Source organism: Halomonas sp. 5021 (genome assembly GCF_036663435.1).
Taxonomy (GTDB): domain Bacteria; phylum Pseudomonadota; class Gammaproteobacteria; order Pseudomonadales; family Halomonadaceae; genus Vreelandella; species Vreelandella janggokensis.
In genome coordinates, this window is sequence record NZ_JAXOVU010000016.1 from 1 (window position 1) to 25,564 (window position 25,564).

Consider the following 25,564-nt stretch of genomic DNA (forward strand, 5'->3'; position numbering starts at 1 on the left):
ATCCATGCGGTAATGAATCCTAGGCAGTTGACGATGGCCGTATTATCGCTGATTTCGGAGACTTATTCAGAGTCTCCCTAGCTTCGGCCGCGTTGCTGTTTGAAATCGCCCGGGCCGACTACGATACAAGCGACGCCGAGCTAACAGCGCTGCGGGAAATGCTGCTTCAGCGCTACCAGCTCAGTGAAGCCGATGTTGACGAGCTGATGGCTATGGCGCGGGACGAAGTGGAAGACGCGGTCGACCACTACCAGTTTGTCAGCCTGATCAAGGATCACTACGGCTACGACCAGCGCTGCGAACTGGTGGCGTTGATGTGGCAACTGGCCTGGGCCGACGGTAGCGTCGATGCTCTTGAAGAACACCGTATTCGGCGCCTGGCGGATCTGCTTCACGTCAGCCACAGCGATTTTATTCGCACCAAACTATTAACCGAAGAGCGTACAAACCAGAATGGGTGATCGTCGCGAAGGCTCGACTTTAATGGATCTAATTGCGTCGTTGGAGCGCATGGAGCAGGACGCTCAGCGAGTCAGCGTTGACGATGTGGTGCATGCCGTGGGGCGTCGCTCCTTTGGTCCCCTGTTATTGGTGACGGGGCTGATCACGCTGGCACCGATCATTGGCGATATTCCCGGCATGCCCACGTTGATGGCGCTGCTGGTGCTGCTGGTATCGGTGCAGTTGCTGGCCGGGCGAGAGACCTTCTGGCTACCCAACTGGATGCTCAAGCGCTCGATTTCACGCCATAAGTTCGATAAAGGCATTTATTATCTAAAAAAGCCCGCCCGCTGGATTGATGGGTTGCTGCGGATTCGCCTGCCGTGGTTAACCGGCTATATTGGCATCCGCGTGACGGCCTTTGTGTGCCTGTTGATTGCTCTGGCTATGCCCCCCATGGAGTTTATTCCCTTTTCTGCCAACGGCGCCGGGCTGGCGCTGTCGCTGCTGGGCCTCGGGTTAGTCGCGCGGGATGGCGCTGCATTGGTGCTGGGGTTTGCGCTGTTTGGCATCACCTGCACACTCATTCTCGTTGGCCTGCTTTAATTTTTGCGCTAACAACAAGGAACCGACCATGATCGATACCCCGCCGACGCCACCCAAACCGCCCGAACAGCAAGGTCGCTGGGAGCGGCGAGTCGAAACCGCACTATGGAACTCCCGGTTTCTGGTCATGCTGGCCGTGGTGCCGAGTCTGATCGGCGCGGTCATGCTGTTCGCGGTGGGCACGGTCGATATCTTCAAGGTCGTGATGCGCACGCTGCACTACTATTTCGTGGACAGCAGCGTCGATATCCATGAAAGCCTGGTGCCCGATATCATTATCGCCGTGGATATCTATTTGATCGCCATCGTGTTGATGATATTCGGGTTAGGCATCTATCGGCTGTTTGTATCGCGTATTGACCAGGCGGAAGCGCGCTATCCTCATCATCCGTTCAACGTCGCATCGCTCGATCAGCTAAAGGATAAAATCGCCCGCGTGGTGATTCTCGCGGTGATTATTGAGTTTTTCCGCGCTGTGGTGGATATCCGCTTCGCCACCCCGCTGGAGGCGATCTACCTGGCGCTTTCAGTACTCGCCCTGGCCGCTGCGCTCTACCTGATGAGCCTGGGACACAAAAAGGAATAGTCGACTTACCCGTGCGTTAATAGATCTGCCACCATGGCATTCAGGCGTTCCTGAAACTGCCCGCCGGGCGAGGGCGGCGTTGGGTCAGCTGTCATGACGATGGTTAACGCCCGCTCGGGGACCACAAACAGCGCCTGACCGCCGAAGCCGCGGCCGTAATAGACGTCTTCGCCGCCCAACTGGGTGATAAACCAGCCATAGCCGTAACCGTCGCCCGTCCAGCGCGAGGTGCCCCGCGGCGTCCAAGAGCGCTCGACCCAGCCTTCCGGCAGTACACGCTGTTCGTTGCCGTTGCCATCAACGACGACACCGTCGTTGCGATACAGCTCGCCGATTGCCACCAGCGCACGCGGCGAGAGCTGCATATCGTTACCGCCGAAGTAGATCCCCTGAGGGTCCTGCAGCCAGGGGGGAATGGCAATATTCAGTGGCTCCGCCAACAGCCGCTGGGCCAATGTATAGGTGGACTCACCGCTGGTGTAGGTCAGTGCGGCAGACAACAGATGACTGGAACCCGTGGAATACAGCATGCGCCCGCCGGGGCGGTCGACAAATGGCCGTGTCAGCGCATCGGCTACCCAGTTGGGGCTGGCCACCCAGGCGCCGTAATTCTGGCCGGATGTGCGCTCAAGCCCTGCCTGTAAAGACAGCAAATGACTCACAGTGATATCGGCAACCTCGGGGTCCGCCCCTTCAGGCACATGGTTGCCGAGCAGCGACACCAGCGTCTGATCGGTGGATTCGATAATCCCCTCTTCGATAGCAGCTCCCACCAGCGCCGCCAGTACAGTTTTCGAGAGCGACTTGATGTTCGCGGGCGCGTCAACCCCAGGGCCACCCTGATGGTGCTCGTGAATGATCCGACCCTGGTGGGCCACCACGATGCTGTGCAAGCGTGAATAACCGCGGGCGTCGTCGCTCAGGTTGCTGAGCGCATCAGCCTTGGGCGGTGAGGGAGACGTCGGTTGGGCATTAAGGGCGGAGGGGATAAACGTGGCAGCGAAAAAAACGGCGGACATCAACAAGCGCATGGTGAAACCTCGGCAAACAGGTCACTGTTTGAACCCGACGCTATGCAAGGGTTCCAGCCCGTCCAGATAAATGAGGGGGTAGCCAACCTCTTGAATACGCAAAACCCGGGAAGGCCTGCTAGTCTGAACGGGCCAGCAATAGATTGCTTTTTAACCACGCAATTCGCAAGGAGTGCATTTATGAGAAATATTATCTACATCATCGGACTGGTAGTGGTCGTGCTGTTTATCCTGTCTTTTCTCGGTATCCGCTAATCAATTGCTTTTAGTTTCAGGGCTCGTTCAGGCGCAGTCCGCTGCGCCTTCCCCGAACATATCAAACATCAATTCGCGCCCCATGGGAGTCAATACAAACCGCCCCTGATCGTTGCGGGTCGCTGCCTGGCTGGTTTCCAACACCTGCTGGCAGGTGGTCCAGTCCGGCGCGTTCTGGCTAAGCAACTGCAGTTCCTTGCTGCTCAGGCCGCGCTTGGTCAGGGTGATGGTTTCAAGCACATGACCGTTGTCGTAAAGCATCTCGGCCACGACGGCCAAACACTGGCGTAAACTGCGCTGAACGTGATTGGCAGTGGACATGTCGCTGGGCATTTCCTTCTCCTGATGCGTTAGCCGGGCAGCACTGAGCGTCTGAAAACGCATGTTCAACGCTCTGTTCTCAATGTCGAGCTGCTGCAGTGCATTATAAACGAAAGTCGATATTAGACCAACGTCTATCCCATGTTTTTCCTGCCACGCCCCGTCATCAAAGCCTGAGCGACGTGATAAGCTCGTTATAAATTTCGCCACCCGTATTGATGAGTGAGTTAACGCGGCATGCATATCAGTGTTTTTGGAACCGGTTACGTAGGATTAGTCGCAGGCGCCTGCCTGGCCGATGTCGGCCATCAAGTCACCTGCATGGACGTCAACGCCGAGCGGATCGCCCAGTTGAATGCCGGTGAAGTGCCCATCTTCGAGCCGGGCCTCAGCAATATCGTGGCGCACAATGTCGACGCCGGGCGGCTCAGCTTTACCACCGACGCCGAGCAAGCCGTGCGCGATGGTGAGCTGGTGTTTATCGCCGTGGGCACCCCGCCGGATGAAGACGGTAGCGCTGATCTCCGCTACGTACTGGATGTCGCGCGTACCATCGGTCAGCACATGAATGATTACAAGCTTGTGATCGACAAATCCACCGTGCCGGTGGGTACCGCCGAGAAGGTGCAGGCGGCAATCAGCGAAACCCTCGCTGCCCGTGGCGTCGATGTGCCCTTTGATGTGTGCTCCAACCCTGAGTTCATGAAAGAAGGCGCCGCAATTGAGGACTTTACCCGCGGCGCACGAATTATCGTCGGGACTGAAAGTGAGCGGGTAAAAGAGCGCATGCACGAATGCTACGCGCCCTATAACCGTAACCACGAAAAACTGATGTTCATGAGCGTGCGCGCAGCGGAGCTGACCAAATACGCCGCCAACGCCATGCTGGCCACCAAGATAAGCTTCATGAACGAAATGGCCAATCTTGCCGAGCGCCTCGACGTGGATATCGAAGACGTGCGCCGGGGTATCGGCAGCGACCCGCGTATTGGCTATCACTTTATTTACCCTGGTTGCGGCTATGGCGGCTCGTGCTTTCCCAAAGATGTGCAGGCCCTGGAACGCATCGCCCGCCAGTTGGGCTATACGCCTGCGCTGCTCAGTGCGGTGGAAACGGTCAACCTGCAGCAAAAACAGACGCTGTTCACCAAACTGCAAACATCACTGGGTAATGTGGCGGGTAAAACCATCGCCGTGTGGGGGCTTGCCTTCAAACCCAATACCGACGATATGCGTGAAGCGCCCAGTCGCACGCTGATGGAAGCGCTCTGGCAGGCAGGCGCCAAGGTGCAGGCCTTCGATCCTGAAGCCATGGCTGAATGTCGCCGGATTTATGGCGAGCGCGACGACTTGCTGCTCGCCGGCGACCGCATCCAGGCAGTGAAAGGCGCGGATGCCCTGGTGATCTGCACCGAATGGAAAGCATTTCGCAGCGTCGATCTGGAATGGCTGGCCAGCCAGCTAAACGATAAAGTGGTAGTCGATGGACGCAACCTGTTTACACCAAGCGCCGCCCAGGCAGCGGGGCTTACGTATCGGGGGGTGGGGCGATAGCGTGCACTCGCACACGCTTGGTTACATTTTGGTACTTAAAAATTGACTAGAATGTTCAAGGTTGTGCTTTATCGGCCGAGTCACCAAGTAATCAGTAATGAAATAAACATATTTAACGTTAGCAACACGGTAGCCCAGCCAGGTGTAGTGGATGGGCGTAAATGAAACGGTTGCTTCACTCGTTTAAAAAAAGGCGGTTAGCGTATGGGTGCTATTTCTTCTCTCGGTATAGGGTCAGGGTTGGACCTGAACGGCTTGCTCGATCAGCTTGAAGACGCTGAACGCGAAAAGCTTGTCCCGATTGAGCAACAAGTAGAAACCGAAAATACCAAAATATCGGCCTATGGGCAGTTGGAGAGTGCGCTTTCCGAGTTCCAGGACTCGGCGAGTGCACTTGCTGACGGTTCCCTCTTCGAGAGCCTGTCGACCAATGTCAGTGGCGAATCAGTGGGCGCTGCCGCCGATGAAACGGCCATGCCCGGCAGTTACAACATTACCGTGGATACCTTGGCCACGCGGGGTACGTTGGCCTCCGAGGGTGTAGACGATGCGGAAGCGGCAATTACCACGGCTGCTCAGGATATAACGTTCGCCTTTGGCGACGGCAGTGAAACGACGGTTGCCATCGCCGCCGACAGTTCGATGGAAGATATCCGCGATGCCATCAACGCGGATGAAAACGCGGGGGTCAATGCCACTATCATCAACGATGGTACCCAAGACCGGCTGGCACTAAGCTCTCGGGAAGCCGGGGCGGATGCGTCTATCAGTAACTTCACGTTTAGCGATGCCGCCCCGTTCGCTGCTGATACAGCAAATACATTGCAGGATGGCACCGACGCTGCTTTAAACGTCAACGGCATCGATATCACCAGCCCGACCAATCAGGTCGAGGGTGCGATTCAAGGCGTTACGCTGAACCTGCAAAGCGAGGGCGATAGCACCGTTGCGGTAGAGCAGGACACTCTTGCCGTGCGTGAAGCCGTCACGTCGTTTGTCGATTCGTATAACGCGCTGAAAGAGTCAACAGGCGAGCTGACCAACTTCAATCAGGAGACCGGGCAGGCTGGACCACTCAATGGTGACAGCACGGTTCGTACCGTTGAGTCTCGCATGCGCAGCGTGCTGAGTGGCGATGTGGCGCAAGAGGGCGATGGCTTCTCGATGCTTAGCCAGGTCGGCATTTCGCTTGAGGTTGACGGTACGCTTTCGCTGGATACTGACAAGCTAAATGACGTCGTCGCTAACGACCAACAAGCGCTATCTGAATTCTTCGCGGGCAGTGGCGATAATCCGGGGCTGGCGGGTCAGGTGAATACCGCTGTGGAGCAGATGCTGAGCTCCAATGGTACCGTCACTGGCTCGATCAGCGGCAGTGAAAGCCGTATTGAATCGCTCGAGCGTCGCTACACCAGCATGGAGCAGTCCATCGGCCAGACCATCGACCGCTATCGCACCCAGTTTGGTCAATTGGATGGCATGATCGCCGAAATGAACCAGACTAGTAACTACTTGACTCAGCAGTTTGATTCACTGGATGCTCAGTTGGGTCGCTAACACGCCGTCAATACAGCAAGTTGCATTTGAAAAGCCTGCTTCGTGCAGGTTTTTTGTGGATTGAGGCCACCATAAATACCTAAATCAATAAAAAAGCGCTAAAGTTGCGCTCACTTTGACCGATAATATTTTTATTAAAATTTTGCGTTGACGTGGTGTGAGTAGCCCGCAGTGCAATGGATAGGTTTAGCCTTTTACTGAGGACTCCCAGTATGGCAACGATTACCTCTCTCGGTATTGGCTCAGGCCTAGACCTCAACAGCCTGTTGGACCAGTTGAACGATGCCGAGCGCGGCAAGCTCGCACCGATTGTCCGCCAGCAGGAACAGCAGGAAGCCAAGATTTCCGCCTACGGCAAAATTCAATCGTCCATGGATAAATTCCAGGATGCGGTTGATGCGCTGAATGATCCCAAACTCTACCAGAGCCTTTCGGCCAACGTGCGCGGTGACGAGGTTTCGGCCACCACCAGCGCGGATGCCATGCCCGGTAGCTACCGGGTAGAGGTTACTGCGCTTGCCACCGCCGGGACGCTGGCCTCTCAACGACTGATCGATACTGAAAGCGATGCCCCTCTCGATATGGGTGGTGCCACCCAGCTACGGCTCGATTTTGCAGGCCAGGAAAGCGTTAACATCGACGTAGCCGCGGGCAGCAGCCTGGAAGACATTCGTGATGCGATTAACGCCCACGATGACGCGGGTGTCAGCGCCAGCGTTATTTTTGATGGCGAAGGCTACCGCCTGGCCCTTAGCTCCAGCGAAACAGGCTTGGACACTTCGGTAACCGGCTTCAGCTTTGTGGATGCGGGGGGTGCCGCCGTTGCCACGCCACCATTCGCCAGCGATACCGCACAAAGTGGCCAGGATGCTGCGCTGACGGTTAATGGCATTGCAATTACTAGCCCCAGCAATACGATTGAAGACGCCATTCAAGGCGTGACGCTGAATCTGGGGGAGTTAAGCCTGGGAACAGGCGAAACCGCCAGCAGCACTGTAATGGTTGAACGTAACACGCTAAAAGTGCGCGAAGCGATTGGCGATTTTGTTAAAGCCTTCAATGATGTAAAAAGCACCATCGGCACCGCGACCAATTTTAACAGCGAGACAGGTGTAGCGGCGGATTTGGTCGGCGATAGCACCGTACGTACCATTGAAAACCGAATGCGTAGTGTGCTGACCAGTGGCGTGGCGGGCGGAGAGCTTGCCACGCTCACTCAGCTAGGCATTACCATGCAGAGCGACGGTATTCTGAAAATGGAAGATGCCGCCGTTAGTGACTTAGCCAAAAACAGCCCGGATGCCCTGAGCGACTTCTTTACCGGTGTGGAAGGCAACGATGCCTCTCAAGGTCTGGCCAGCAGCCTGAGCACGACGCTTGAGCAACTGATGAGCAAAAACGGTACTCTGGGTGGTGCGATCAACGGCGCAGAAAACCGCATCGATAGTTTGGGTGAGCGTTACGAGCGTATGGAGAATACCATTGAGCAAACTATTTCCCGCTACCGCACCCAGTTCGGCCAGTTGGATGCCATGATTGCTCAGATGAATAGTACCAGTTCCTACCTCACGCAACAGTTTGACGCCCTGGACGCTCAGCTAGGCCGAGATTAATCCCGTCACTAGCCATTCAGCAAAGGCGTTACCCGCAGGGCCGAAAGGCCCTGTTTGCGTCTCAATATGGCAGCAAGCGGCAAGCTTACGTTTGTTAACATTTTTCTGGCGTATTTTGGTATTTTTTTAGCATTAACCCTAAAGGTTCTCCCCGCCGTGCCGTTAATTAAAATAACGGCACACACAGTGGCCGAAAAGCGGGCCTTCTAGGCCAGTGTCCAAGCAAGGAGAATCACACCATGTCAGTGATCAATACCAACATCACCTCAATGATCGGCCAGCAGAACCTGCGTGAATCGCAAAATGGCCTACAGACCTCAATGGAGCGTTTGAGTTCTGGCTTGCGTATCAACAGTGCCAAGGATGATGCGGCGGGTCAGGCAATCGCCAACCGTATGACTTCTCAGATCACCGGTCTGGGGCAGGCACAGCGTAACGCTAATGATGGTATCTCCATCGCGCAAACTGCTGAAGGTGGTCTTGACCAGATCAATAATAACTTGCAGCGTATCCGTGAGCTGAGCGTTCAGGCGCAGAACGGTACCAACTCCGCTTCTGATATTGACTCCATTCAGCAGGAAGTAAACCAGCGTCTTTCAGAAATTGACCGTATCGCTAAAGAAACTGATTTTAACGGTACACGAGTACTAGATCAGAGTGCCCAAACTAATATCAGTATTCAGGTGGGCTCTGAAGATAATCAGACCATTGATGTTACCATTAACTCTCAGAATGGTTGGAACTTGCAGGCCGCAAACGGAACTACTGCAGCAGGTACTTTAGCGCAAGTGGGTGGTGAAAACCGTACAACAGATGCTGAAGGTTTCGACGTACTCTCTTCAGCAGCTGCAACGACTTCAGTTGACGCTAGTAATTTGGGCACTTTGTTTACTGGTGCAGATACTTCAACTGGTAATAGCTTCACAGACATCGACACTGCCTTCACAAACAGTGCAGAACTTGTGGAATACACCCAAGATAATGGCGATACAGCTTATGCGCTAAGGGACGACACTGCTGGTACTGCCGAAGGCGCATACGCGGTCACCTTTGAAAGTGATGGTTCTGTCAATATCGGTGAGCAATTGTCTGGTGGCAATCTAGCCCTAGCCTATGATTCTACCACTACACTAACCACTGCAGCAGAAACAGTATCCGTTATTGATGGCGGAAGTGATGCTCTAGACACACTTGATAATGCACTTGCTGCGGTTGACGAGCAACGTAGTCAATTGGGTGCTGTCCAGAATCGCTTTGAAGATGCCATCACTAACCTGAGTACCAACGAGACTAACCTCTCTGCTGCCCGTTCACGTATCGAGGATGCTGACTATGCATCTGAAGTGGCCGACATGACCAAAAACCAGATCTTGCAGCAGGCAGGTACTTCTGTACTGGCCCAGGCCAATCAGATTCCGCAGAACGTTTTGTCTCTGCTGGGTTAATTGGTTAGCCAATGGGATGATGGATCGATATATAACGGGGCTGCAGTGCCCCGTTTTTTATGAGATAAACCGGCAAGCGTTATAGGCTGAAGTGATCCAATGAGTCAAAAAAGCATCTCTGCTCGCGAGGTGATGTACGATTTAATCCCCAGGCTCAACGCTCTGGAAAGGCAGATTAACAACACCCTTGAAGCCATGATCACGGCAAGCCAATCACCTGATGACAAGCATCGAAACGAAAACCTGAAAATAGAGTTCGAGTTAGAGCTAACAATGATTCGTATGAATCTGCAACACTTGCTAAACCGCTACCAATCCGAATTGGAATCAGTCATCAGTGACGAGCGACAAGATGGCATGCTTGCTCTGGATAAACACGAAACCGTTGCGGTGGACAGTGCCAAGGCGTTATATGACCGCGTGCAGCGTTTACAGCAAGGCCAATAACGCAAGCAAGCCTTCCATGAGCCCAGATGAACACGAACGCGTCGCGGAGAAGTTGGAAGCATTGATTCGCGATACCCAAGCGACAATTGAGCTTGCCGAATCCCACGGCTTGTACCAAATATTCCCCGAAGACTTTCAAGCCCTGCTAGACATTGTTGATTCCGCCATAAAGCAGCAGCGCGAGCATACCCGCGCGATGTTGGGCTAGCGTCGCCGCCGCGTTTTCTCCCCAGGCGGATACAACGTTTATTGAATGCAACATTTCTCGGCACCGTGTGCTAAAGACCACCGGATCGAAGCCGATAGTAGAAAGACAGGACACAGCAACATTCTGCCAGGGTTGGCTATCACCATAATAAAGATGACAACTCAAAGGCTGATGCGATGCTGGAAAAACTCCATAAGATCAATGTGAAATACACCCTGGCGTTTATCCTGGTGGCCCTGTCGCTGCTGGGCGTCGTGGTGGTCGATAGCCTGCTTGTCCAGTCGATGCGTGAACGCATGACGGCGTTCAGTGGCTCCTTTAACCCGGCCGTTTCAGCGGTGCTCAATGCGGACCGCGACCTCTACCAGGCACGGGTGGCCGAACTTGAAGTACTGCGTGAAGCGCCGGGCAGTGAGGGGGCAAGCGCTCAGTACGACGATTACCGCGAAAATGCCGAGCAGGCGTATGACCGGATGCATGACTTCCTGGGGCTACTGGAGGCGTATCCACAGGTAAACGAGGGGCTTGAGCCGTTCGAGGATCGTTACGCGGCATGGGAGGCGGCGTCTCAGCGTGTTTTCGACCTGCATGCAGACGGCGAGCTTGACGCCGCTGAGGCGCAACTGGAAGGCGACTCGTTAGCGGCCTTTAATTCGTTGCGGGAGCTTTACAACATTGCCGGGGAAAGCGCCGATGCGCGTGGCCTGGCGCTGGAGCAAGAAACACTGGCGGCAGTGGCCGTTCAGCAGCGTTGGGTAATGGGTTTCACGGCATTGGTGTTATTGGCCACGCTGGTGATTGCCTTGATGGGGCCGAACCTGATGTCCCGGGCGCTTCGCCAGGTCAGCGGGCGCATTCGCGATATTACCGAGGGGGAGGGCGATCTTACCGCGCGTATTGATAGCCAGCGGCGCGACGAGATTGGTGAGCTGGCACGGGAGTTCGATGGCTTTATCGCGCGCATGGATACAAGCTTCCAGGCGGTGCGCGACGGTGCCCGCAATGTCAATGTGGCGTCGGACGAGATTGCCTCCGGCAGCGAGGACCTTGCGTCCAGAACCGAGGAGCAGGCGTCTGCCCTGCAAGAGACGGCGTCCAGCATGGAAGAGATGTCTTCGATCGTGCGTCAGAACAGTGAGTCGGCCAGCAATGCCGATACGCTTTCCAGTCAAGCCGCCGAAAAAGCCGAGAAAGGCGTCAAAGAGGTTCAGCACTCGGTGGAGTTGATGCGTGAACTCGAGACCAGTTCGCGCAAGGTGGGCGAAATTGTCGAAGTCATCGACTCGATTGCCTTTCAGACTAACATTCTGGCGCTCAATGCCTCGGTCGAGGCGGCGCGCGCGGGTGAGCATGGCCGCGGTTTTGCGGTGGTGGCCAGCGAGGTGCGCAATCTCGCCAGTCGCAGCGCGGATTCCTCCAAAAAGATTCGTGAGATGATAACGGATATCAGCCAGCGTATCGCCAGCGGTGCCGAGCAAGCGGTACGCAGCGGCGAGGGGATTCAGGATACGGTAGAGGCCATCCGCCAGGTGTCAGGGCTGATGAACGAGATTTCACTGGCCGTGCGCGAGCAGGAGTCCGGCATTCAGCAAGTGGGTACGGCGCTGACGCAGATGGACTCCGCCACGCAGCAGAACGTCACGCTGGTATCGCAAACCAGCGGCTCGGCTGCGTCGCTTCAGCAGGAAGCCAACCGTCTCACCCGCCTGGTGGATGCGTTCAAGCTCAGTGGTGATGCCACAGGCACTGCGTCGCCGTCACTACCTAAGCCGCCTGCCTCTCAGCAGGCGCCCCAACGCAACACGAAAAGAAACGAACCTGAGTGGGAAGCTTTTTAGATGAACTGTCGAAGACGTTCCCTGCCATCACAAAAGATTATTGGGGAATAAAAAACAGCTTTTATATTCTTTTATTCGCTGTTGATGCAAGGGTAAGATAACGTCATTAGTGCTTTTAGCTATCCAACAGGAATTACCACCATGCGACTGACACGCAAACTGACGATTACCCTTGCCACACTCTCACTGAGCATTGCCAGTGGCGTGTTTGCCGCCATGACCCAGGCCGATACGCTCCGCGTTGGCATGTCGGGCGGTTACTTCCCCTTTACCTTTGTGGAGCAGGACGAGCTCAAGGGCTTTGAGGTAGATGTCATGAACGCCGTTGGCGAGATTACTGGTGATGACATCGAGTTCGTGACGGCTAGCTTCTCGGGTCTGGCGGGCATGCTGGAGTCGGGGCGTATTGATACGATCGCCAACCAGATCACCATTACCCCAGAGCGTGAAGCCAAGTATGTGTTCACGGAACCCTATGTGTATGACGGTGCACAGGTAGTGGTAAAGGCTGGGAATGACACTATTGAAGGTGTCGAAGATTTATCCGGCAAAAGCGTGGCGGTGAACCTGGGGTCTAACTATGAGCAACTGCTGCGTGAACAGCCCAATGCCGATGAAATCGATATTCGCACCTATGAGTCCAACATTGAACAGGATGTGGCCTTGGGGCGGGTAGAGGCATTTGTGATGGATCGCGTGAGTGCGACCCAGGTCATCAAGGAGAAAGGCCTGCCTTTAGAGCTGGCGGGCCAGCCTTTCTCGACCATCCAGAATGCGTTGCCGTTTCGTGATGACGAAGCGGGCCGTGCGCAACGCGACCGGGTTGGCGATGCCCTGGCAGAGCTACGCGAGAGCGGTGAGCTGCGCAAGATATCGGAAAAGTGGTTTGATACTGATATCACTCAGCCGTAACGGCCGGGTGACTCCGTTTTACGCGGCCGTGGCATTGCCACGGCCGTTTGCTTATAAGCGATATTGCTATGCTTGACCTTGAGTATATGTGGGGATTGCTGCCGGTTCTGCTGCGCTATCTGCCGCTCACACTTCAAATGGCGACCATTGCCATGCTGTTTGCCTTGGTGTTGGCGTGTCTGCTGGCGGTGATTCGCGTGTCGAAAGTGCCGTTTTTAAATGGGCTTTCGCTGCTGTTTATCTCGTTTTTCCGCGGTACACCGCTGCTGGTTCAGCTGTTTCTTTTCTACTATGGCTTGCCGCAGCTGTTTAGTTCGTTGATCGCGATTACCGGCGTGGCTGCCGCCGTGTTGGGGCTGACACTGCACTTCTCGGCCTATATGGCCGAGTCGATTCGCGCGGCGATTGTGGGCATTGATCGCAGCCAGACCGAAGCCGCGCTTTCCATCGGCATGACCCAGTCACAACTGATGCGCCGCATTATTCTGCCCCAGGCAACCCGTGTGGCGACGCCGACGTTGATGAATTACTTCATTGACATGATCAAGGCGACCTCACTGGCCTTTACGCTGGGGGTGACAGAATTGATGGGCGCCACGCAAAAAGAAGCGTCGGGCAGCTTTCTCTATTTAGAGGCGTTTTTACTGGTCGCAGTGATCTACTGGGTCATTGTGGAAATGCTGTCCTGGGGGCAGCGTCGGTTAGAAAGCTATCTTAATAAGGCCTACCAACGATGATTTCGCTGCAAGGGATTACCAAGCGCTTTGGAGCACATACCGTCTTCCAGGACATTGACCTGAGCCTCGCGCAGGGCGAGATTATCGTGATTATCGGCCCTTCCGGAACGGGCAAGTCAACGCTGCTGCGCTGTATTAACTTCCTGGAAAAACCGGATGCCGGGCATTTGCAGGTGGGCGATTTAAACGTTGATACCCAACGCGCCAGCCGGGCCGATATTCTGGCGCTGCGTCGCCGCACGGCGTTTGTCTTCCAGAACTACGGCCTTTTTGCCAATAAGACCGCGCTGGATAATATCAGTGAGGGGATGATCGTGGTGGACAAGCTGCCGAAAACCAAGGCGCACGCGCGGGCCAGAGAAATACTGGAGCGCATCGGCCTGGCTGATAAGGCGGATGCTTACCCCGCGTCGCTGTCAGGCGGCCAGCAGCAACGCGTGGGCATTGGCCGAGCCATGGCGGCTAACGCTGACGTGATCCTGTTCGATGAACCCACGTCGTCGCTAGATCCTCAGTGGGTAGAGGAAGTTTTGAGCCTGATGAAGCAGTTGGCGGTTGAGCGCCAGACGATGATCGTGGTCACCCATGAAATGCAGTTCGCCCGGGAGGTAGCCGACCGGGTTGTGTTCATGGACGAGGGCGGTATCGTCGAGCAGGCTCCACCCGAGGAACTGTTTACCGCGCCAAGGGATGAACGGACGCGCCACTTTCTGCGCAAGATTTTGGCGCCCATGGGACAGTCAGCGCCGTAAGGCGGCTGCGCTATCGTGCCGAGTGACTACTGCTAGCAAGGCCGCATTCTGCGTGATAGACTATGCCATCCTCTCAGACAAGACCCGTGAGCGGGCAGCTGAATTGAACTGCTCGCTACACTATTTTGGTCGGCTTATTGCACAAAATTTGTCGCCAAAACAATTGGTTGTTACGGAAGCGTCGCATTGGCCGTCTCGGCTCGCGACGAACACATAGTTAATCCGTTGCCCTTTAGTGGCAACCTTATTCTCCAAGGAGATACCAGTGGCGAACAGCAAGCAAGCTCGCAAGCGCGCCCGCCAGGCCGAGAACCGTCGTGTCCTGAAAGCCAGCCAACGCAGCATGGTCCGTACCTATATTAAGCGCGTACTCAAAGCGGTTAAGACTGGCGACCATGGCAAGGCGATGGAAGAGTTCAAGGTGGCGCAGCCGGTCATCGACCGCATCGCTGATAAAGACGTCCTTTCCAAGAAGAAAGCCGCACGTCTGAAAAGCCGCTTGAACAAGCGTATTAAAGCACTGGCGGCGTAAGCCGGCAGGCGCCTTAAAAAAACCGGCTGCGGCCGGTTTTTTTGTGTCTGTGGATTGCCAAGGGAAGGATAGCGAAGGCGATGACCACGAATTCGCAGCAGGAAGGTCAGGAGCAGCCCCCGGGAAGAGGGTTGATGCGCTCGGGGTTGATTGTCAGTGCCATGACCATGCTGTCGCGGGTCATGGGGCTTGCGCGCGACGTGGTGGTGGCGGCGCTACTGGGCGCGGGGGACGGGGCCGATGCGTTTTTCGTGGCCTTCAAGATTCCCAATTTTCTGCGCCGTCTGTTTGCCGAAGGTGCGTTCAACCAGGCCTTTGTGCCGGTGCTTTCCGAGTACTCGACCCAGCGCAACAAGCAGGAAATTCGCGAGCTGCTCAATGCCGTGGCGGGCAGTTTGACCGCGATTCTGGCGCTGATTACCGCGCTTGCGATGCTGGGTGCGCCCTGGTTGATCTGGTTGTTTGCACCGGGATTTGGGCGCGACCCGGAAAAGCTCGCCATGACCGCGGACATGCTGCGCTTGACCTTTCCGTATTTGCTGCTGATTTCGCTTACCGCCTTTGCCGGTAGCGTGCTGAACACCTGGAACCGTTTTGCGGTCCCGGCATTTACCCCGGTGCTGTTGAACCTGTCGCTGATCGGCGCGGCCTTGTTGCTCACGCCCTTGATGCAAGAACCCGCCATGGCACTGGCATGGGGGGTTTTGATCGCCGGGGTGGCGCAACTGGTGTTTCAGGTGCCGTTTTTGCTGCGCCTGGGGCTGATGCCCACCCCATGGCCCAACTTGGCCCATGACGGCGTCCGGCGAATATTGAAGCTCATGGGGCCGGCGCTGTTTGGCGTGTCGGTATCGCAGATCAACCTGCTGCTGGATACCGTGCTGGCCTCGCTGTTGGCCGCGGGTAGCGTGTCGTGGTTGTATTATTCCGATAGGCTGGTGGAGCTCCCGCTGGGTGTGTTTGGCGTGGCGATTGGCACGGTGATCTTGCCCGCGCTTTCCAAGCGCCATGCTGACCAGTCAAACGCGCACTTTGCCGCCATGCTCGACTGGGCAATCCGCATGGTGCTGCTGCTGGGGCTGCCCGCCGCGCTGGCGCTGGTGGTATTGGCGGAGCCGCTATTGATCACGCTGTTCCATTACGGCGCGATGACCGATACCGATATCCAGATGGCGGCGATGAGCCTGCGCGCCTACGCCGTTGGGCTGGTGGCCTTTATGCTGATCAAGGTATTGGCGCCGGGCTTTTTTGCCCGCCAGAACACCAAGACCCCAGTGAAGGTGGCCATCTTTGCCATGGTCGCCAATATGGCCTTCAACCTGATGCTGGTTTGGTCGCTGGCCCACGCCGGGTTAGCGTTGGCCACGGCGCTGTCGGCGTTCCTGAATGCCGGGCTGCTCGGTTACCTGCTGCGCAAGGAAGGCGTGCTGGTGTTTCAGCCGGGCTGGGGGCGCTTTGCGGTGCAGCTTTTAGGCGGTTGCGCGTTGATGAGTATTGCGCTGTACGCCATTGCCCCCGAGTGGACAACCTGGCTTGCCATGAGCCTGTGGCAGCGGGTCGCCTGGGTGTCGGGGCTGGTGGCGCTGGGCGCAGGGCTTTACTTTGCCTGGCTGGGCGCGCTGGGGTTGCGGGTGCGGCATTTGAAAATGCGCGCCTGACGCTGCACGACAGCGGCCAGGTTCGTTATAATCGGTGGCTTTGCTGCCTGCTTCTTGAGCGGGTGAGCGGGCTAGCAACGGCTGAGGTGCCATGCGGGTCATTCGAGGTTTGCACAATTTAACGGCGTCTTCGCGGGGCTGCGTGGCGACCATCGGTAATTTCGATGGGGTACACCGCGGCCATCAGGCGATCTTGCAGCAATGCCGCGAGCACGCCGCGCGCTTGGGCGGCCCACTGACCGTGGTGGTGTTTGAACCCCAGCCGCGCGAGTTTTTTGCCGGTGACCAGGCGCCGCCCCGGCTGACGCGGCTGCGTGAAAAGGTCCGCCTGCTGGGGCACCACGGTGCCGAGCAGGTGCTGTGCCTGCCGTTTAACGATGCGCTGCGCAGCCTCACCGGGCGTGAGTTTATTGACCAGGTACTGATCGACGGGCTGAACGTAAAGCACCTGGTGGTCGGCGACGACTTTCGCTTCGGCTGCGACCGGCGCGGCGACTTTACCCTGCTGGAGGAGGTGGGCCGCGAACAGGGCTTCGGCGTTGAGCATACCCGCACCTTTACGGTAGACGACGAGCGCGTTTCCAGCTCGCGGGTGCGTACACTGCTGGCCAGCGGCAACTTCACCGCCGCCGCCCGCCTGCTGGGTCGCCCCTATTCGGTGGACGGTCGGGTGGTGCGTGACCAGCAACTGGGCCGCACCATTGGCGTACCCACTGCCAATCTGCCGATGTTGCCCCAGCCGCTCACGCTGCGCGGGGTTTACGCCGTTGTTGGCGAGCTGGAAAACGGCGAGCGCCATTTGGGCGTGGCCAATGTCGGCTTTCGGCCCACGGTGGGTGCCACGCGGCCGACCCTGGAGGTTCACCTGTTCGACTTCTCAGGTGATCTGTATGGCCAGCGCATGACGGTGGTGCCCTGTGCGAGGCTGCGGGGCGAGGTCAAGTTTGACGATATCGAGGCGCTGAAAGCGCAGATTGGGCGCGATCAGCGTCAGGCGCGGCGCTACTTTGCGACCGCCGCTGCTGGCAACAACGCAACATTCCCGCTGGCCTCGGCCCCGCTCGGGCGAGAGACCGCATCTTCTGATTCCTCCTTGGCGGGCGATTCCGCCGAAGATAACGACGGCTGACCGGACTATGGATTATAAGCACACGCTAAACTTGCCAGAAACCGACTTTCCCATGCGCGGCATGCTGCCCAAGCAGGAGCCAGGGCGGGTGTCGACATGGCAGGATATGAACCTCTATCAGCGCCTGCGCGAAGAACGCGCGGGGGCGCCGCTGTTCGTGCTCCACGATGGCCCTCCCTACGCCAACGGCAGCATTCATATCGGCCACGCCGTCAACAAGATCCTTAAAGATATTATCGTCAAGTCGAAGAACCTGGCAGGCTTTGACGCGCCCTATGTGCCGGGCTGGGACTGCCACGGTCTGCCCATTGAGCACAAGGTGGAAACTACCCACGGCAAGCACCTGGCACCTGATCACGCCCGCGAGCTTTGCCGCGAGTATGCCGGGGCGCAGATTGAAACCCAGCTGACCGACTTTGTGCGTCTGGGCGTGATCGGTGATTGGGATCACCCCTACCGCTCGATGGATTTCGCCAACGAAGCGGGCGAAATGCGCGCGCTGGCGGAGATGGTCGACGCGGGCTATGTGTTCAAGGGCTTGAAGCCGGTGAACTGGTGCTTTGACTGTGGCTCGGCACTGGCTGAAGCGGAAGTCGAGTACGCCGACAAGAAGTCGGATGCCATCGACGTCGCCTTCCCCGTGGAAGACGCTGACAAGCTGGCGGCAGCCTTTGGCTTGAACGCGCTGCCCAAGCCCGCCGCGGTGGTGATCTGGACCACCACCCCCTGGACCATCCCCGCCAACCAGGCGTTGAACGTCCATCCCGAGTTCACCTACGCGCTGGTCGATACCGGCGAGCGCCTGTTGCTGCTGGTGGAAGATCTGGTCGAAAGCTGCCTGGAGCGCTATGCCCTAACCGGCGAGGTGGTTGCCACCGCCAAGGGCGCGGCGCTGGATCTGATCAATTTCCGTCACCCGTTCTATGACCGCCTGTCGCCGGTGTACCTTGCCGATTACGTCGAGGCGGAAGTCGGCAGCACGGGTATTGTCCACTCCGCACCGTCCTACGGCATGGATGACTTCATTACCTGCCGCGAGCACGGTATGGAATTTGACGACATGCTCAACCCGGTGCAGGGCAACGGCGTTTATGCGGACGACCTGCCGTTCTTCGGCGGCCAGATGATCTGGAAGGCCAATCCGCATATCGTCGAAAAGTTGCGCGAGGTGAACGCGCTGATGGCCCACACGCCGATCACCCACAGCTACATGCACTGCTGGCGGCATAAAACGCCGGTGATCTACCGTGCCACCGCCCAGTGGTTTGTGGGCATGGATATCAAGGGCAAAGACGGCAAAACCCTGCGCGAGCGTGCCCTGGAAGGTATTGAAGCGACCAGGTTTACCCCTGCCTGGGGCCAGGCGCGCCTGCACAGCATGATCGCCAATCGCCCGGACTGGTGTATTTCCCGCCAGCGCAACTGGGGCGTGCCGATTCCGTTCTTCCTGCACAAGCAGACCGGCGAGCTGCACCCGCACACCGTTGAGCTGATGGAAGAAGCGGCCAAGCGCGTCGAGCAGGAAGGTATCGATGCCTGGTTCAAGCTCGACCCGGCGGAGCTGCTGGGTGCCGAAGCCGCTGATTACGACAAGGTGACCGACACGCTGGACGTATGGTTCGACTCTGGCACCACCCACCGCCACGTGCTGCGTGGATCGCATCCTCACGGCCATGAAAGCGGCCCGCGGGCGGATCTGTATCTGGAAGGTTCCGACCAGCACCGTGGCTGGTTCCATTCGTCGCTGCTGACCGGTTCAGCCATTGACGGCCACGCGCCGTATCGCCAGTTGCTGACCCACGGCTTCACCGTGGATGCCCAGGGCCGCAAGATGTCCAAGTCGATTGGCAACGTGGTCGTTCCGCAAACGGTCATGGATAAGCTGGGCGCTGACATTCTGCGCCTCTGGGTAGCTTCGACCGATTACTCCGGCGAAATGGCGGTCTCGGACGAAATTCTCAAGCGTACCGCGGACGTCTACCGGCGTATTCGCAACACTGCGCGCTTCCTGCTTTCCAACCTCAACGGCTTTGACCCGGCGACGGATAAGGTGGCTTTTGGTGACATGCTGGCCTTGGATCAGTGGGTAGTTGATCGCGCCGCGCAGTTGCAGGGGCGTATCGACACCGCCTATGACGAGTACCGTTTCCTGGATGTCTACCAGCAGGTGCATGGTTTCTGTGCCCGTGAGCTGGGCGGCTTCTATCTGGATGTGATCAAGGATCGCCAGTACACCACACAGGTTGATTCGCTGGCCCGGCGCAGCGCGCAAACCGCGCTTTACCACGTGGTGGAAGCGCTATCTCGCTGGGTCGCGCCGATCCTGTCGTTCACTGCCGAAGAGATTTTTGAGCACATTCCCGGTGAGCGTGGCGACAGCGTCCTGCTGGAAACCTATTACACCGGCCTTGAAACGCTGGATGATAACGCCGCGATGGGGCGTGATTTCTGGGAGCAGGTGCTGGAGGTCAAGCACGCAGTGAACAAGTGCCTGGAAGATGCCCGTAATGCCAAGGTGATCAAGGGAAGCTTGGCCGCCGAGGTGACGCTTTACGTGAGCGACGAGCTCAACGCGACGCTGACCAAGCTGGGCGATGAACTGCGCTTTGTGATGCTGACCAGTGAGGTAACGCTTAAACCGCTGGCTGAGGCCCAGAATGCTGAAACCACCGAGCTTGAAAGTCTGAAGGTGGCGGTGGCGCAAAGCGAGAACACCAAGTGCGAGCGCTGCTGGCACCATCGCCCCGACGTAGGTACTCATGCGGCGTATCCCGATTTATGCGGCCGCTGTATCAGCAACCTTCCCGAAGGCAGCGGCGAGATTCGTTACTATGCCTAACGCGACCAACACGCGTCCACAGCGGCCGCCGATGCACCGGCCGCTGCGCTGGCTGTGGCTGGCGGCAGCGGTGGTCGTGCTGGACCTGGCGACCAAGTATCTGGCCAGCAGTTTGTTGAGCTACGCCCAGCCGGTGGAAGTGCTGCCGTTTTTCAACCTTACGCTGTTGCATAACCCAGGGGCGGCGTTCAGCTTTTTGGCTGACCATCCCGGCTGGCAGCGCTGGTTCTTTGCGATTATCGCGATTGGCGCAAGCATCGGGCTGAGCATTTGGCTGTCGCGGATCAAGGCCGATGAAAAGCTGCTGGCCGTGGCGCTGCCGCTGATTATCGGCGGGGCGTTGGGCAATCTCTTTGATCGGCTGGTCCACGGCTATGTGGTCGACTTTCTGTCTTTTCACGCGGCGGGCTGGTACTACCCGGCATTTAACGTGGCGGATATCGGCATTACCCTGGGGGCTGCCGGGCTAATCTGGGAGTCGGTGGTGGGCGAGCGGCGACGCAAAAAAGCCCAGCAGTCCTAACCTCCCTTCAAAAGCGAGTAACGCAATGAGCGACTATTTAATTGACGACGGTATGGAAGTGTCCTTGCACTTCACGCTCAAGCTGGAAGACGGCACGGTGGTCGACTCGACCAAAGAGAAAGTGCCCGCTACCTTTCAGTATGGCGATGGCAATCTGCCGCCCGGCTTTGAGCACCCGATCAAGGGCATGGCCGCGGGGCAAGAGGGCAGTTTCGAGATTACCCCTGAACATGCGTTTGGCCAGCACAACCCACAGAATATTCAAACGCTGAAGCGTGACGACTTCGGTGATGAAACACCCGAGATTGGTATGGTGATGTCTTTTGCCGATAAAGCGGGAACGGAATTGCCTGGCGTGGTCAAAACCATCGAGGGCGACCGGATCGAGGTCGACTTTAATCATCCTCTTGCGGGGCGTACCCTTACATTTGAGGTGGAAGTGCTCGACGTGAAGCCGGTCACGACGCACTGAGAGACCACCTACTGACAGGCGACGATATTTATCCAACGGTGCTCAGCATCAAGGCGCGACTTATGCAATCACAGCAGCAAACACACCCTATCGAGATCAAACTGGCCAACCCGCGCGGTTTTTGCGCAGGGGTCGACCGTGCAATCGATATCGTCAACCGGGCGCTGGATGTGTTTGGGCCACCGATCTATGTCCGCCACGAAGTGGTCCATAACCGCTTTGTGGTGGAAACACTGCGCGAGCGCGGCGCGGTGTTCGTCGAGGAACTGCACGAAGTGCCCGATGACGTGATCGTGATTTTCTCTGCCCACGGGGTCTCTCGTGCGGTACAGCAGGAAGCCGAAGAGCGCGGCTTGAAAGTCTTTGACGCCACCTGCCCGCTGGTCACCAAAGTGCATCTTGAAGTGCTGCGCTACGCCAAGCGCGGCCAGGAATGCATCCTGATCGGCCATCAGGGTCACCCGGAAGTCGAGGGCACCATGGGGCGTTACGATACGGCCAGAGGCGGGCACATTTACCTGGTGGAAGACGAGCATGATGTGGCTAAGCTGGACGTTAAAGACCCGACTCAGTTGGCCTTCGTGACGCAAACCACCCTGTCGATGGATGACACCGCCAAGGTCATCGATGCGCTGCGCGATAAATTCCCCGAGATTCAGGGGCCACGCAAGGACGACATCTGCTACGCCACGCAGAATCGTCAGGATGCCGTGCGTGAACTGGCCGCCGATAGCGATCTATTGCTGGTGGTGGGTAGTCCTAACAGCTCCAACTCGAATCGCCTTCGCGAGCTTTCCGAGCGTATGGGCACGCCTGCTTACCTGATCGACAACGCCGAGCAGATCGAGCCCCAGTGGTTGAATGGCATCAACCGCATCGGCGTAACGGCCGGGGCGAGCGCGCCGGAAGTGCTGGTCAAGGGCGTCATCGAACGCCTGCAGACCATGGGGGCCACCGCGCCCCAGGAACTGCTTGGCCGCGAAGAAACGATCACCTTCTCGATGCCTCGGGAGCTGCGCGAGCAGGTGATCGCCAGCGGCTAATTCCTAGAAGCTAATCTAAGGCTACGTAATGCAAAGCGTATGGGTTTGCGACATACTGAAATGGTATGAGCCAACCAATACAGGAGCAACGCCGCGTGCATTACGTTTCTCATCCGCCCTCGTTACGCCACGGCCAGCGCGGCTTTACCCTTATTGAATTAATGATTGTGCTGGCCATCATCGGGATCGTGGCGGCCATTGCCTACCCCAGCTATACCCGCTACGCGCAAAAATCGCTGCGCACCGACGCCCACGCCGGGCTCATGCAGGCATCGTCTGAGTTGGAGCAGTGTTACACGCGCACTTATGCCTATGCCGCTAGCTGTCTGGAAACGACACAGTCACCTGAGCAAAACTATACCATTGGTTTTTCCAGTGAGGATGGAGACGGCGGTTATACGTTGACGGCAACGGCCAGGAATGGCCAGGATGATGGCTGCGATGCGCCGTTGACCCTGAATGCCAAGGGCACGCAAGCACCCGATGAGTGCTGGTAGGACGATGCCTCAACGCGGTTTTACCCTCATTGAACTGATGACCGTGCTGGTCATCGCGGCGTTGTTGATGCTTCTCGCGGCGCCTGCCTTTTCCACGTTTATGGCTCGCCAACAGCTGGCTGGTGATGTTAACCAGATGCAATCGGTGCTGACCTTTGCCCGCAGCGAAGCGATCAAGCAGCGTCAGCCCATCACGGTGGAATTTTCCCCGCCCAACGAACTCAACGCTGCGCGCCGCCCTGACGCATGCAACGACGCCCCGTGGTGTTACTGGGCCGAAAGTGCTCAAGGCGGCGGAGAGGCGAACGTCATGCGCGTAGGGCAAACCGACAATATTACCCAGCCCGAAGGCAGATTCTCTTTAGTGTTTGAAAGCCTGGGCGATGCAGATATCAGCGACTGCGATGACGTTGATGGCCAGTGCGAGATTACGCTCTCGGAAGACAATCTCGACCCGGTGACGCTCACCGTTCGCGTAACAGGCAGCCTGCATAAGGAGGCCGCTCAATGATGCAGCGTGGCTTCAGTCTGGTAGAAGCGCTGATTGCACTGCTGGTGTTGTCGTTGGGTCTGGTGGGCGTCGCTGCCATGCAGTTAAAAGCGTTGCAAAGCGCGACCCAAGGTTATCAGCGCTCCGTAGCCAGCGTTGCCGCCGTCGATGCTCAGGAGCGGCTTTGGGGGCGGTTGGCAATGCTTGAGCCTAGCGAAACCTGTGCGGATATCAACGTTGATGCAGTCGAACAGGCATGGGCAAACCACTGGTTCCAGAATAACGATAACACCCCTTTGCGTAATGTGATTAAAAGCGACAGCCACATTACCAACGGCAACGGTGAAGATAGGTGCCGATTTACGGTGATCCTGGCGCTAAGTGAAGACGATAATGACCAGTTCGATTACACCTTCCGCCTTCCCGAGCTTGAGGTGCAATGATGCAACAGCGCCAACGCGGGTTCACGCTTGTAGAGCTGATGGTCGCCATGGTGATCGGCACCATCATCATACTGGGTGCGGGGCAGCTGTTTCTGACCACTTTTCAAACCTTTCAAAACGTCGACAAGATCAGCCGAAAGCAGGAAAACCTGGTATTTATCGCCCAGCGCGTCACTAGCGAGATTCGTCAGTATGGACCTGGGCGCTACACGCTTGAATGCGAGTCAGAGCTAGTCCAGGAAAAAGATCAGTGCACCTGCACCGTGGCGGATACCGAAGAAGGGAACCAGCCGCTGGTCAGTTTCCGCAAAGACCTTTCCAGTGACGATTTGTCGGATTGTTCTGTGGAAGAGCACGAGTTGGGAGAGCCTGTACCGGATAACGGCGCGCTTTATCGTGTGTCACTACCAATTGAAAATAACGGTGAACCGATTGTTTTTCATATTATGAATCGGCCTGAAGTTTATAAGTGGTTTGCAGAGGCGCCGGTGAGCCAAGAAGGCAAGGGGGATGTTGTGATTGCCGGTGGTGCGTTAAGTGGAGCAGACAATATTCTTGTTGCTGAATCAACGGCTAATTCAAACCTGGGGTTGGCTAGTGTGCCTTCTCCACAACAGGGCGCTTCGCATGATTTCTATACGGATTACATCAATGCGTTTAGTAAGCTGGAAAACGTTGTGGCCACATGTAGAGCGGACGAAATAATGAATTCATCTCGTGACGCTTTTTACTGTAACGGTAATATAAATAATTTAAATGTAGCTAAGCTAAGTGGGAAAGTGATCGTAGCTGAAAATGGTATTTCAATGTCGCAAAATAATAACGAATCAGTATTTGATGTTGCGATTGTCGCAGGTGGGGTAGTTAATTTTAATGGAAGTGGTAATTCCGATGCTCTATTTAGAGGCCTCATATGGAGCGGTGGAAGCGCCAATATAAGTGTTTCAGGCGTTAGTTTTGTCGGAAGCATTATTTCTAGTGGCTCGGTTGCATTTAATAATGTTAGCGGTATTAATGCAGATTTTAGTGTTTGGGATTTGCTTTCGATCTATGGCTACGAATTTTCAATGCGTCGACAGCTAGAGCGACTGTCTGAAAATATAAATTTTGGTGACGAATGAAGCTTTTATGTCAAAAACAAAATGGCGCTGCTTTGATAATTGTAATGGCATTGCTGACTGGAGCTAGCTTGCTAGGGCTGACTGCTATGCAGACTGCAGTAGTTGGTGAGTACATGTCAGGTAACTATCGAGCAGTTGTGCAAGCTAATATGAATGCTGAATCTGCTTACTCACACGTTGTCAATGAAGGTATAGGGGCGATTATTTGGGGGGATGAATATGAGAGAGAAGCAATAGAAGAAATGAAATGGGAGCAGATCAATCAGCTTGGGGAAGTCGTTGACCGGTGTGCGACAGAAGAATCGGAGTGTTTTTATTTTCCTTTGGTTGTGGATGGTCGCAATTGCTTGGTAGCTTTCGGGGCTTTATATAATGACCGAGAAGAACGTGTCGCTGTCAGTGACCCTTACTTCATGTTTCTAGAATAAGTATTTTTAAGTAATCTTGAGGTTGTTTATTTTATCAATACTGGCGCTTGCCTTGATATTGGTGATAAAACTAAACCACGTTTGTC

The 25,564-nt window shown here is 56.4% G+C and carries 27 protein-coding genes; 25 read left to right on the top strand and 2 right to left on the bottom strand.

The genetic code is table 11. The features are described from left to right. Positions 1-41: 41 nt before the first annotated feature. Genes R3F64_RS17530 through R3F64_RS17540 form a run of 3 tightly spaced genes read left to right on the top strand, consistent with a single transcriptional unit; the run spans position 42 to position 1,633 of the window. A complete protein-coding gene (locus R3F64_RS17530) occupies positions 42-461 on the top strand; it encodes a TerB family tellurite resistance protein (protein WP_442908840.1) in 420 nt (139 codons plus the stop codon). Beyond that, positions 454-1,047, top strand: coding sequence for an exopolysaccharide biosynthesis protein (locus tag R3F64_RS17535; RefSeq protein ID WP_253026405.1), 594 nt, complete (start codon positions 454-456; stop codon positions 1,045-1,047). The genes R3F64_RS17530 and R3F64_RS17535 overlap by 8 nt, the downstream gene beginning before the upstream one ends. Positions 1,048-1,075: 28 nt before the next feature. Continuing rightward, entirely contained in the window at positions 1,076-1,633 is a 558-nt protein-coding gene (locus R3F64_RS17540; RefSeq protein ID WP_253026403.1) for a YqhA family protein, read from the top strand. A gap of 5 nt (positions 1,634-1,638) precedes the next feature. Here R3F64_RS17540 and R3F64_RS17545 read toward each other — a convergent pair whose 3' ends face one another. Then, positions 1,639-2,664 carry a serine hydrolase domain-containing protein gene (locus tag R3F64_RS17545; protein WP_253026401.1) on the bottom strand — a complete coding sequence of 342 codons (1,026 nt, stop codon included), beginning with the start codon at positions 2,662-2,664 and terminating at the stop codon, positions 1,639-1,641. 282 nt (positions 2,665-2,946) lie between these two features. Beyond that, on the bottom strand, positions 2,947-3,303 hold the full coding sequence (locus R3F64_RS17550; RefSeq protein WP_332612815.1) for a hypothetical protein: 357 nt from the start codon (positions 3,301-3,303) through the stop codon (positions 2,947-2,949). Positions 3,304-3,477: 174 nt separating this feature from the next. On the opposite strand from R3F64_RS17550, the gene R3F64_RS17555 reads away from it, so the two are divergent. From R3F64_RS17555 to R3F64_RS17660, 22 genes are all read left to right on the top strand, one after another. Continuing rightward, positions 3,478-4,794: a UDP-glucose dehydrogenase family protein gene (locus R3F64_RS17555; RefSeq protein WP_332612817.1), complete on the top strand. Its 1,317-nt coding sequence runs from the start codon at positions 3,478-3,480 to the stop codon at positions 4,792-4,794. A 204-nt stretch (positions 4,795-4,998) separates the two neighbouring features. Beyond that, positions 4,999-6,351, top strand: coding sequence for a flagellar filament capping protein FliD (gene fliD / locus R3F64_RS17560; RefSeq protein WP_332612819.1), 1,353 nt, complete (start codon positions 4,999-5,001; stop codon positions 6,349-6,351). A 212-nt stretch (positions 6,352-6,563) separates the two neighbouring features. Next, positions 6,564-7,964 (top strand): flagellar filament capping protein FliD, encoded by a 1,401-nt coding sequence (gene fliD / locus R3F64_RS17565; protein ID WP_332612821.1) that lies wholly within the window; start codon positions 6,564-6,566, stop codon positions 7,962-7,964. Positions 7,965-8,203: 239 nt separating this feature from the next. Further along, a complete protein-coding gene (locus R3F64_RS17570) occupies positions 8,204-9,409 on the top strand; it encodes a FliC/FljB family flagellin (RefSeq protein WP_332612824.1) in 1,206 nt (401 codons plus the stop codon). A gap of 99 nt (positions 9,410-9,508) precedes the next feature. Next, entirely contained in the window at positions 9,509-9,856 is a 348-nt protein-coding gene (locus R3F64_RS17575) for a hypothetical protein (RefSeq protein ID WP_332612826.1), read from the top strand. 16 nt (positions 9,857-9,872) lie between these two features. After that, positions 9,873-10,064 carry a hypothetical protein gene (locus R3F64_RS17580; RefSeq protein ID WP_332612828.1) on the top strand — a complete coding sequence of 64 codons (192 nt, stop codon included), beginning with the start codon at positions 9,873-9,875 and terminating at the stop codon, positions 10,062-10,064. A gap of 176 nt (positions 10,065-10,240) precedes the next feature. Continuing rightward, on the top strand, positions 10,241-11,902 hold the full coding sequence (locus tag R3F64_RS17585; RefSeq protein WP_332612830.1) for a methyl-accepting chemotaxis protein: 1,662 nt from the start codon (positions 10,241-10,243) through the stop codon (positions 11,900-11,902). Between the two features lie 141 nt (positions 11,903-12,043). Beyond that, positions 12,044-12,814, top strand: a complete 771-nt coding sequence (locus R3F64_RS17590; protein ID WP_332612832.1) for an amino acid ABC transporter substrate-binding protein — start codon at positions 12,044-12,046, stop codon at positions 12,812-12,814. Between the two features lie 68 nt (positions 12,815-12,882). Next, positions 12,883-13,551 (top strand): amino acid ABC transporter permease, encoded by a 669-nt coding sequence (locus tag R3F64_RS17595; protein WP_233337283.1) that lies wholly within the window; start codon positions 12,883-12,885, stop codon positions 13,549-13,551. Then, on the top strand, positions 13,548-14,303 hold the full coding sequence (locus tag R3F64_RS17600) for an amino acid ABC transporter ATP-binding protein (protein WP_199284019.1): 756 nt from the start codon (positions 13,548-13,550) through the stop codon (positions 14,301-14,303). Before R3F64_RS17595 ends, R3F64_RS17600 begins: the two co-directional genes overlap by 4 nt. 265 nt (positions 14,304-14,568) lie before the next feature. Further along, a complete protein-coding gene (gene rpsT, locus R3F64_RS17605; RefSeq protein ID WP_066316664.1) occupies positions 14,569-14,835 on the top strand; it encodes a 30S ribosomal protein S20 in 267 nt (88 codons plus the stop codon). 80 nt (positions 14,836-14,915) lie between these two features. Further along, complete coding sequence (gene murJ / locus R3F64_RS17610; protein WP_199284018.1) at positions 14,916-16,493, top strand: murein biosynthesis integral membrane protein MurJ; 1,578 nt, start codon at positions 14,916-14,918, stop codon at positions 16,491-16,493. Positions 16,494-16,584: 91 nt separating this feature from the next. Beyond that, complete coding sequence (ribF, locus tag R3F64_RS17615; protein ID WP_085920108.1) at positions 16,585-17,622, top strand: bifunctional riboflavin kinase/FAD synthetase; 1,038 nt, start codon at positions 16,585-16,587, stop codon at positions 17,620-17,622. A gap of 7 nt (positions 17,623-17,629) precedes the next feature. Then, positions 17,630-20,461 carry an isoleucine--tRNA ligase gene (gene ileS, locus R3F64_RS17620; RefSeq protein WP_332612837.1) on the top strand — a complete coding sequence of 944 codons (2,832 nt, stop codon included), beginning with the start codon at positions 17,630-17,632 and terminating at the stop codon, positions 20,459-20,461. Further along, positions 20,454-20,984, top strand: a complete 531-nt coding sequence (lspA, locus tag R3F64_RS17625; RefSeq protein ID WP_085920110.1) for a signal peptidase II — start codon at positions 20,454-20,456, stop codon at positions 20,982-20,984. The genes ileS and lspA overlap by 8 nt, the downstream gene beginning before the upstream one ends. 25 nt (positions 20,985-21,009) lie before the next feature. After that, the gene (gene fkpB / locus R3F64_RS17630) at positions 21,010-21,456 is read left to right on the top strand and encodes an FKBP-type peptidyl-prolyl cis-trans isomerase (protein ID WP_085920111.1); all 447 of its coding nucleotides are present in this window, start codon (positions 21,010-21,012) and stop codon (positions 21,454-21,456) included. Between the two features lie 62 nt (positions 21,457-21,518). Then, complete coding sequence (gene ispH, locus R3F64_RS17635; protein ID WP_085920112.1) at positions 21,519-22,499, top strand: 4-hydroxy-3-methylbut-2-enyl diphosphate reductase; 981 nt, start codon at positions 21,519-21,521, stop codon at positions 22,497-22,499. 95 nt (positions 22,500-22,594) lie between these two features. Then, positions 22,595-22,996, top strand: a complete 402-nt coding sequence (locus R3F64_RS17640; protein ID WP_329608995.1) for a type IV pilin protein — start codon at positions 22,595-22,597, stop codon at positions 22,994-22,996. 4 nt (positions 22,997-23,000) lie between these two features. Then, positions 23,001-23,507: a GspH/FimT family pseudopilin gene (locus R3F64_RS17645; RefSeq protein ID WP_332612844.1), complete on the top strand. Its 507-nt coding sequence runs from the start codon at positions 23,001-23,003 to the stop codon at positions 23,505-23,507. After that, positions 23,504-23,929, top strand: a complete 426-nt coding sequence (locus tag R3F64_RS17650; RefSeq protein WP_085920114.1) for a type IV pilus modification PilV family protein — start codon at positions 23,504-23,506, stop codon at positions 23,927-23,929. Before R3F64_RS17645 ends, R3F64_RS17650 begins: the two co-directional genes overlap by 4 nt. Next, positions 23,929-25,050 carry a PilW family protein gene (locus R3F64_RS17655; RefSeq protein WP_332612845.1) on the top strand — a complete coding sequence of 374 codons (1,122 nt, stop codon included), beginning with the start codon at positions 23,929-23,931 and terminating at the stop codon, positions 25,048-25,050. Before R3F64_RS17650 ends, R3F64_RS17655 begins: the two co-directional genes overlap by 1 nt. Next, entirely contained in the window at positions 25,047-25,478 is a 432-nt protein-coding gene (locus tag R3F64_RS17660; RefSeq protein WP_085920116.1) for a pilus assembly PilX family protein, read from the top strand. Before R3F64_RS17655 ends, R3F64_RS17660 begins: the two co-directional genes overlap by 4 nt. Positions 25,479-25,564: the final 86 nt, after the last annotated feature.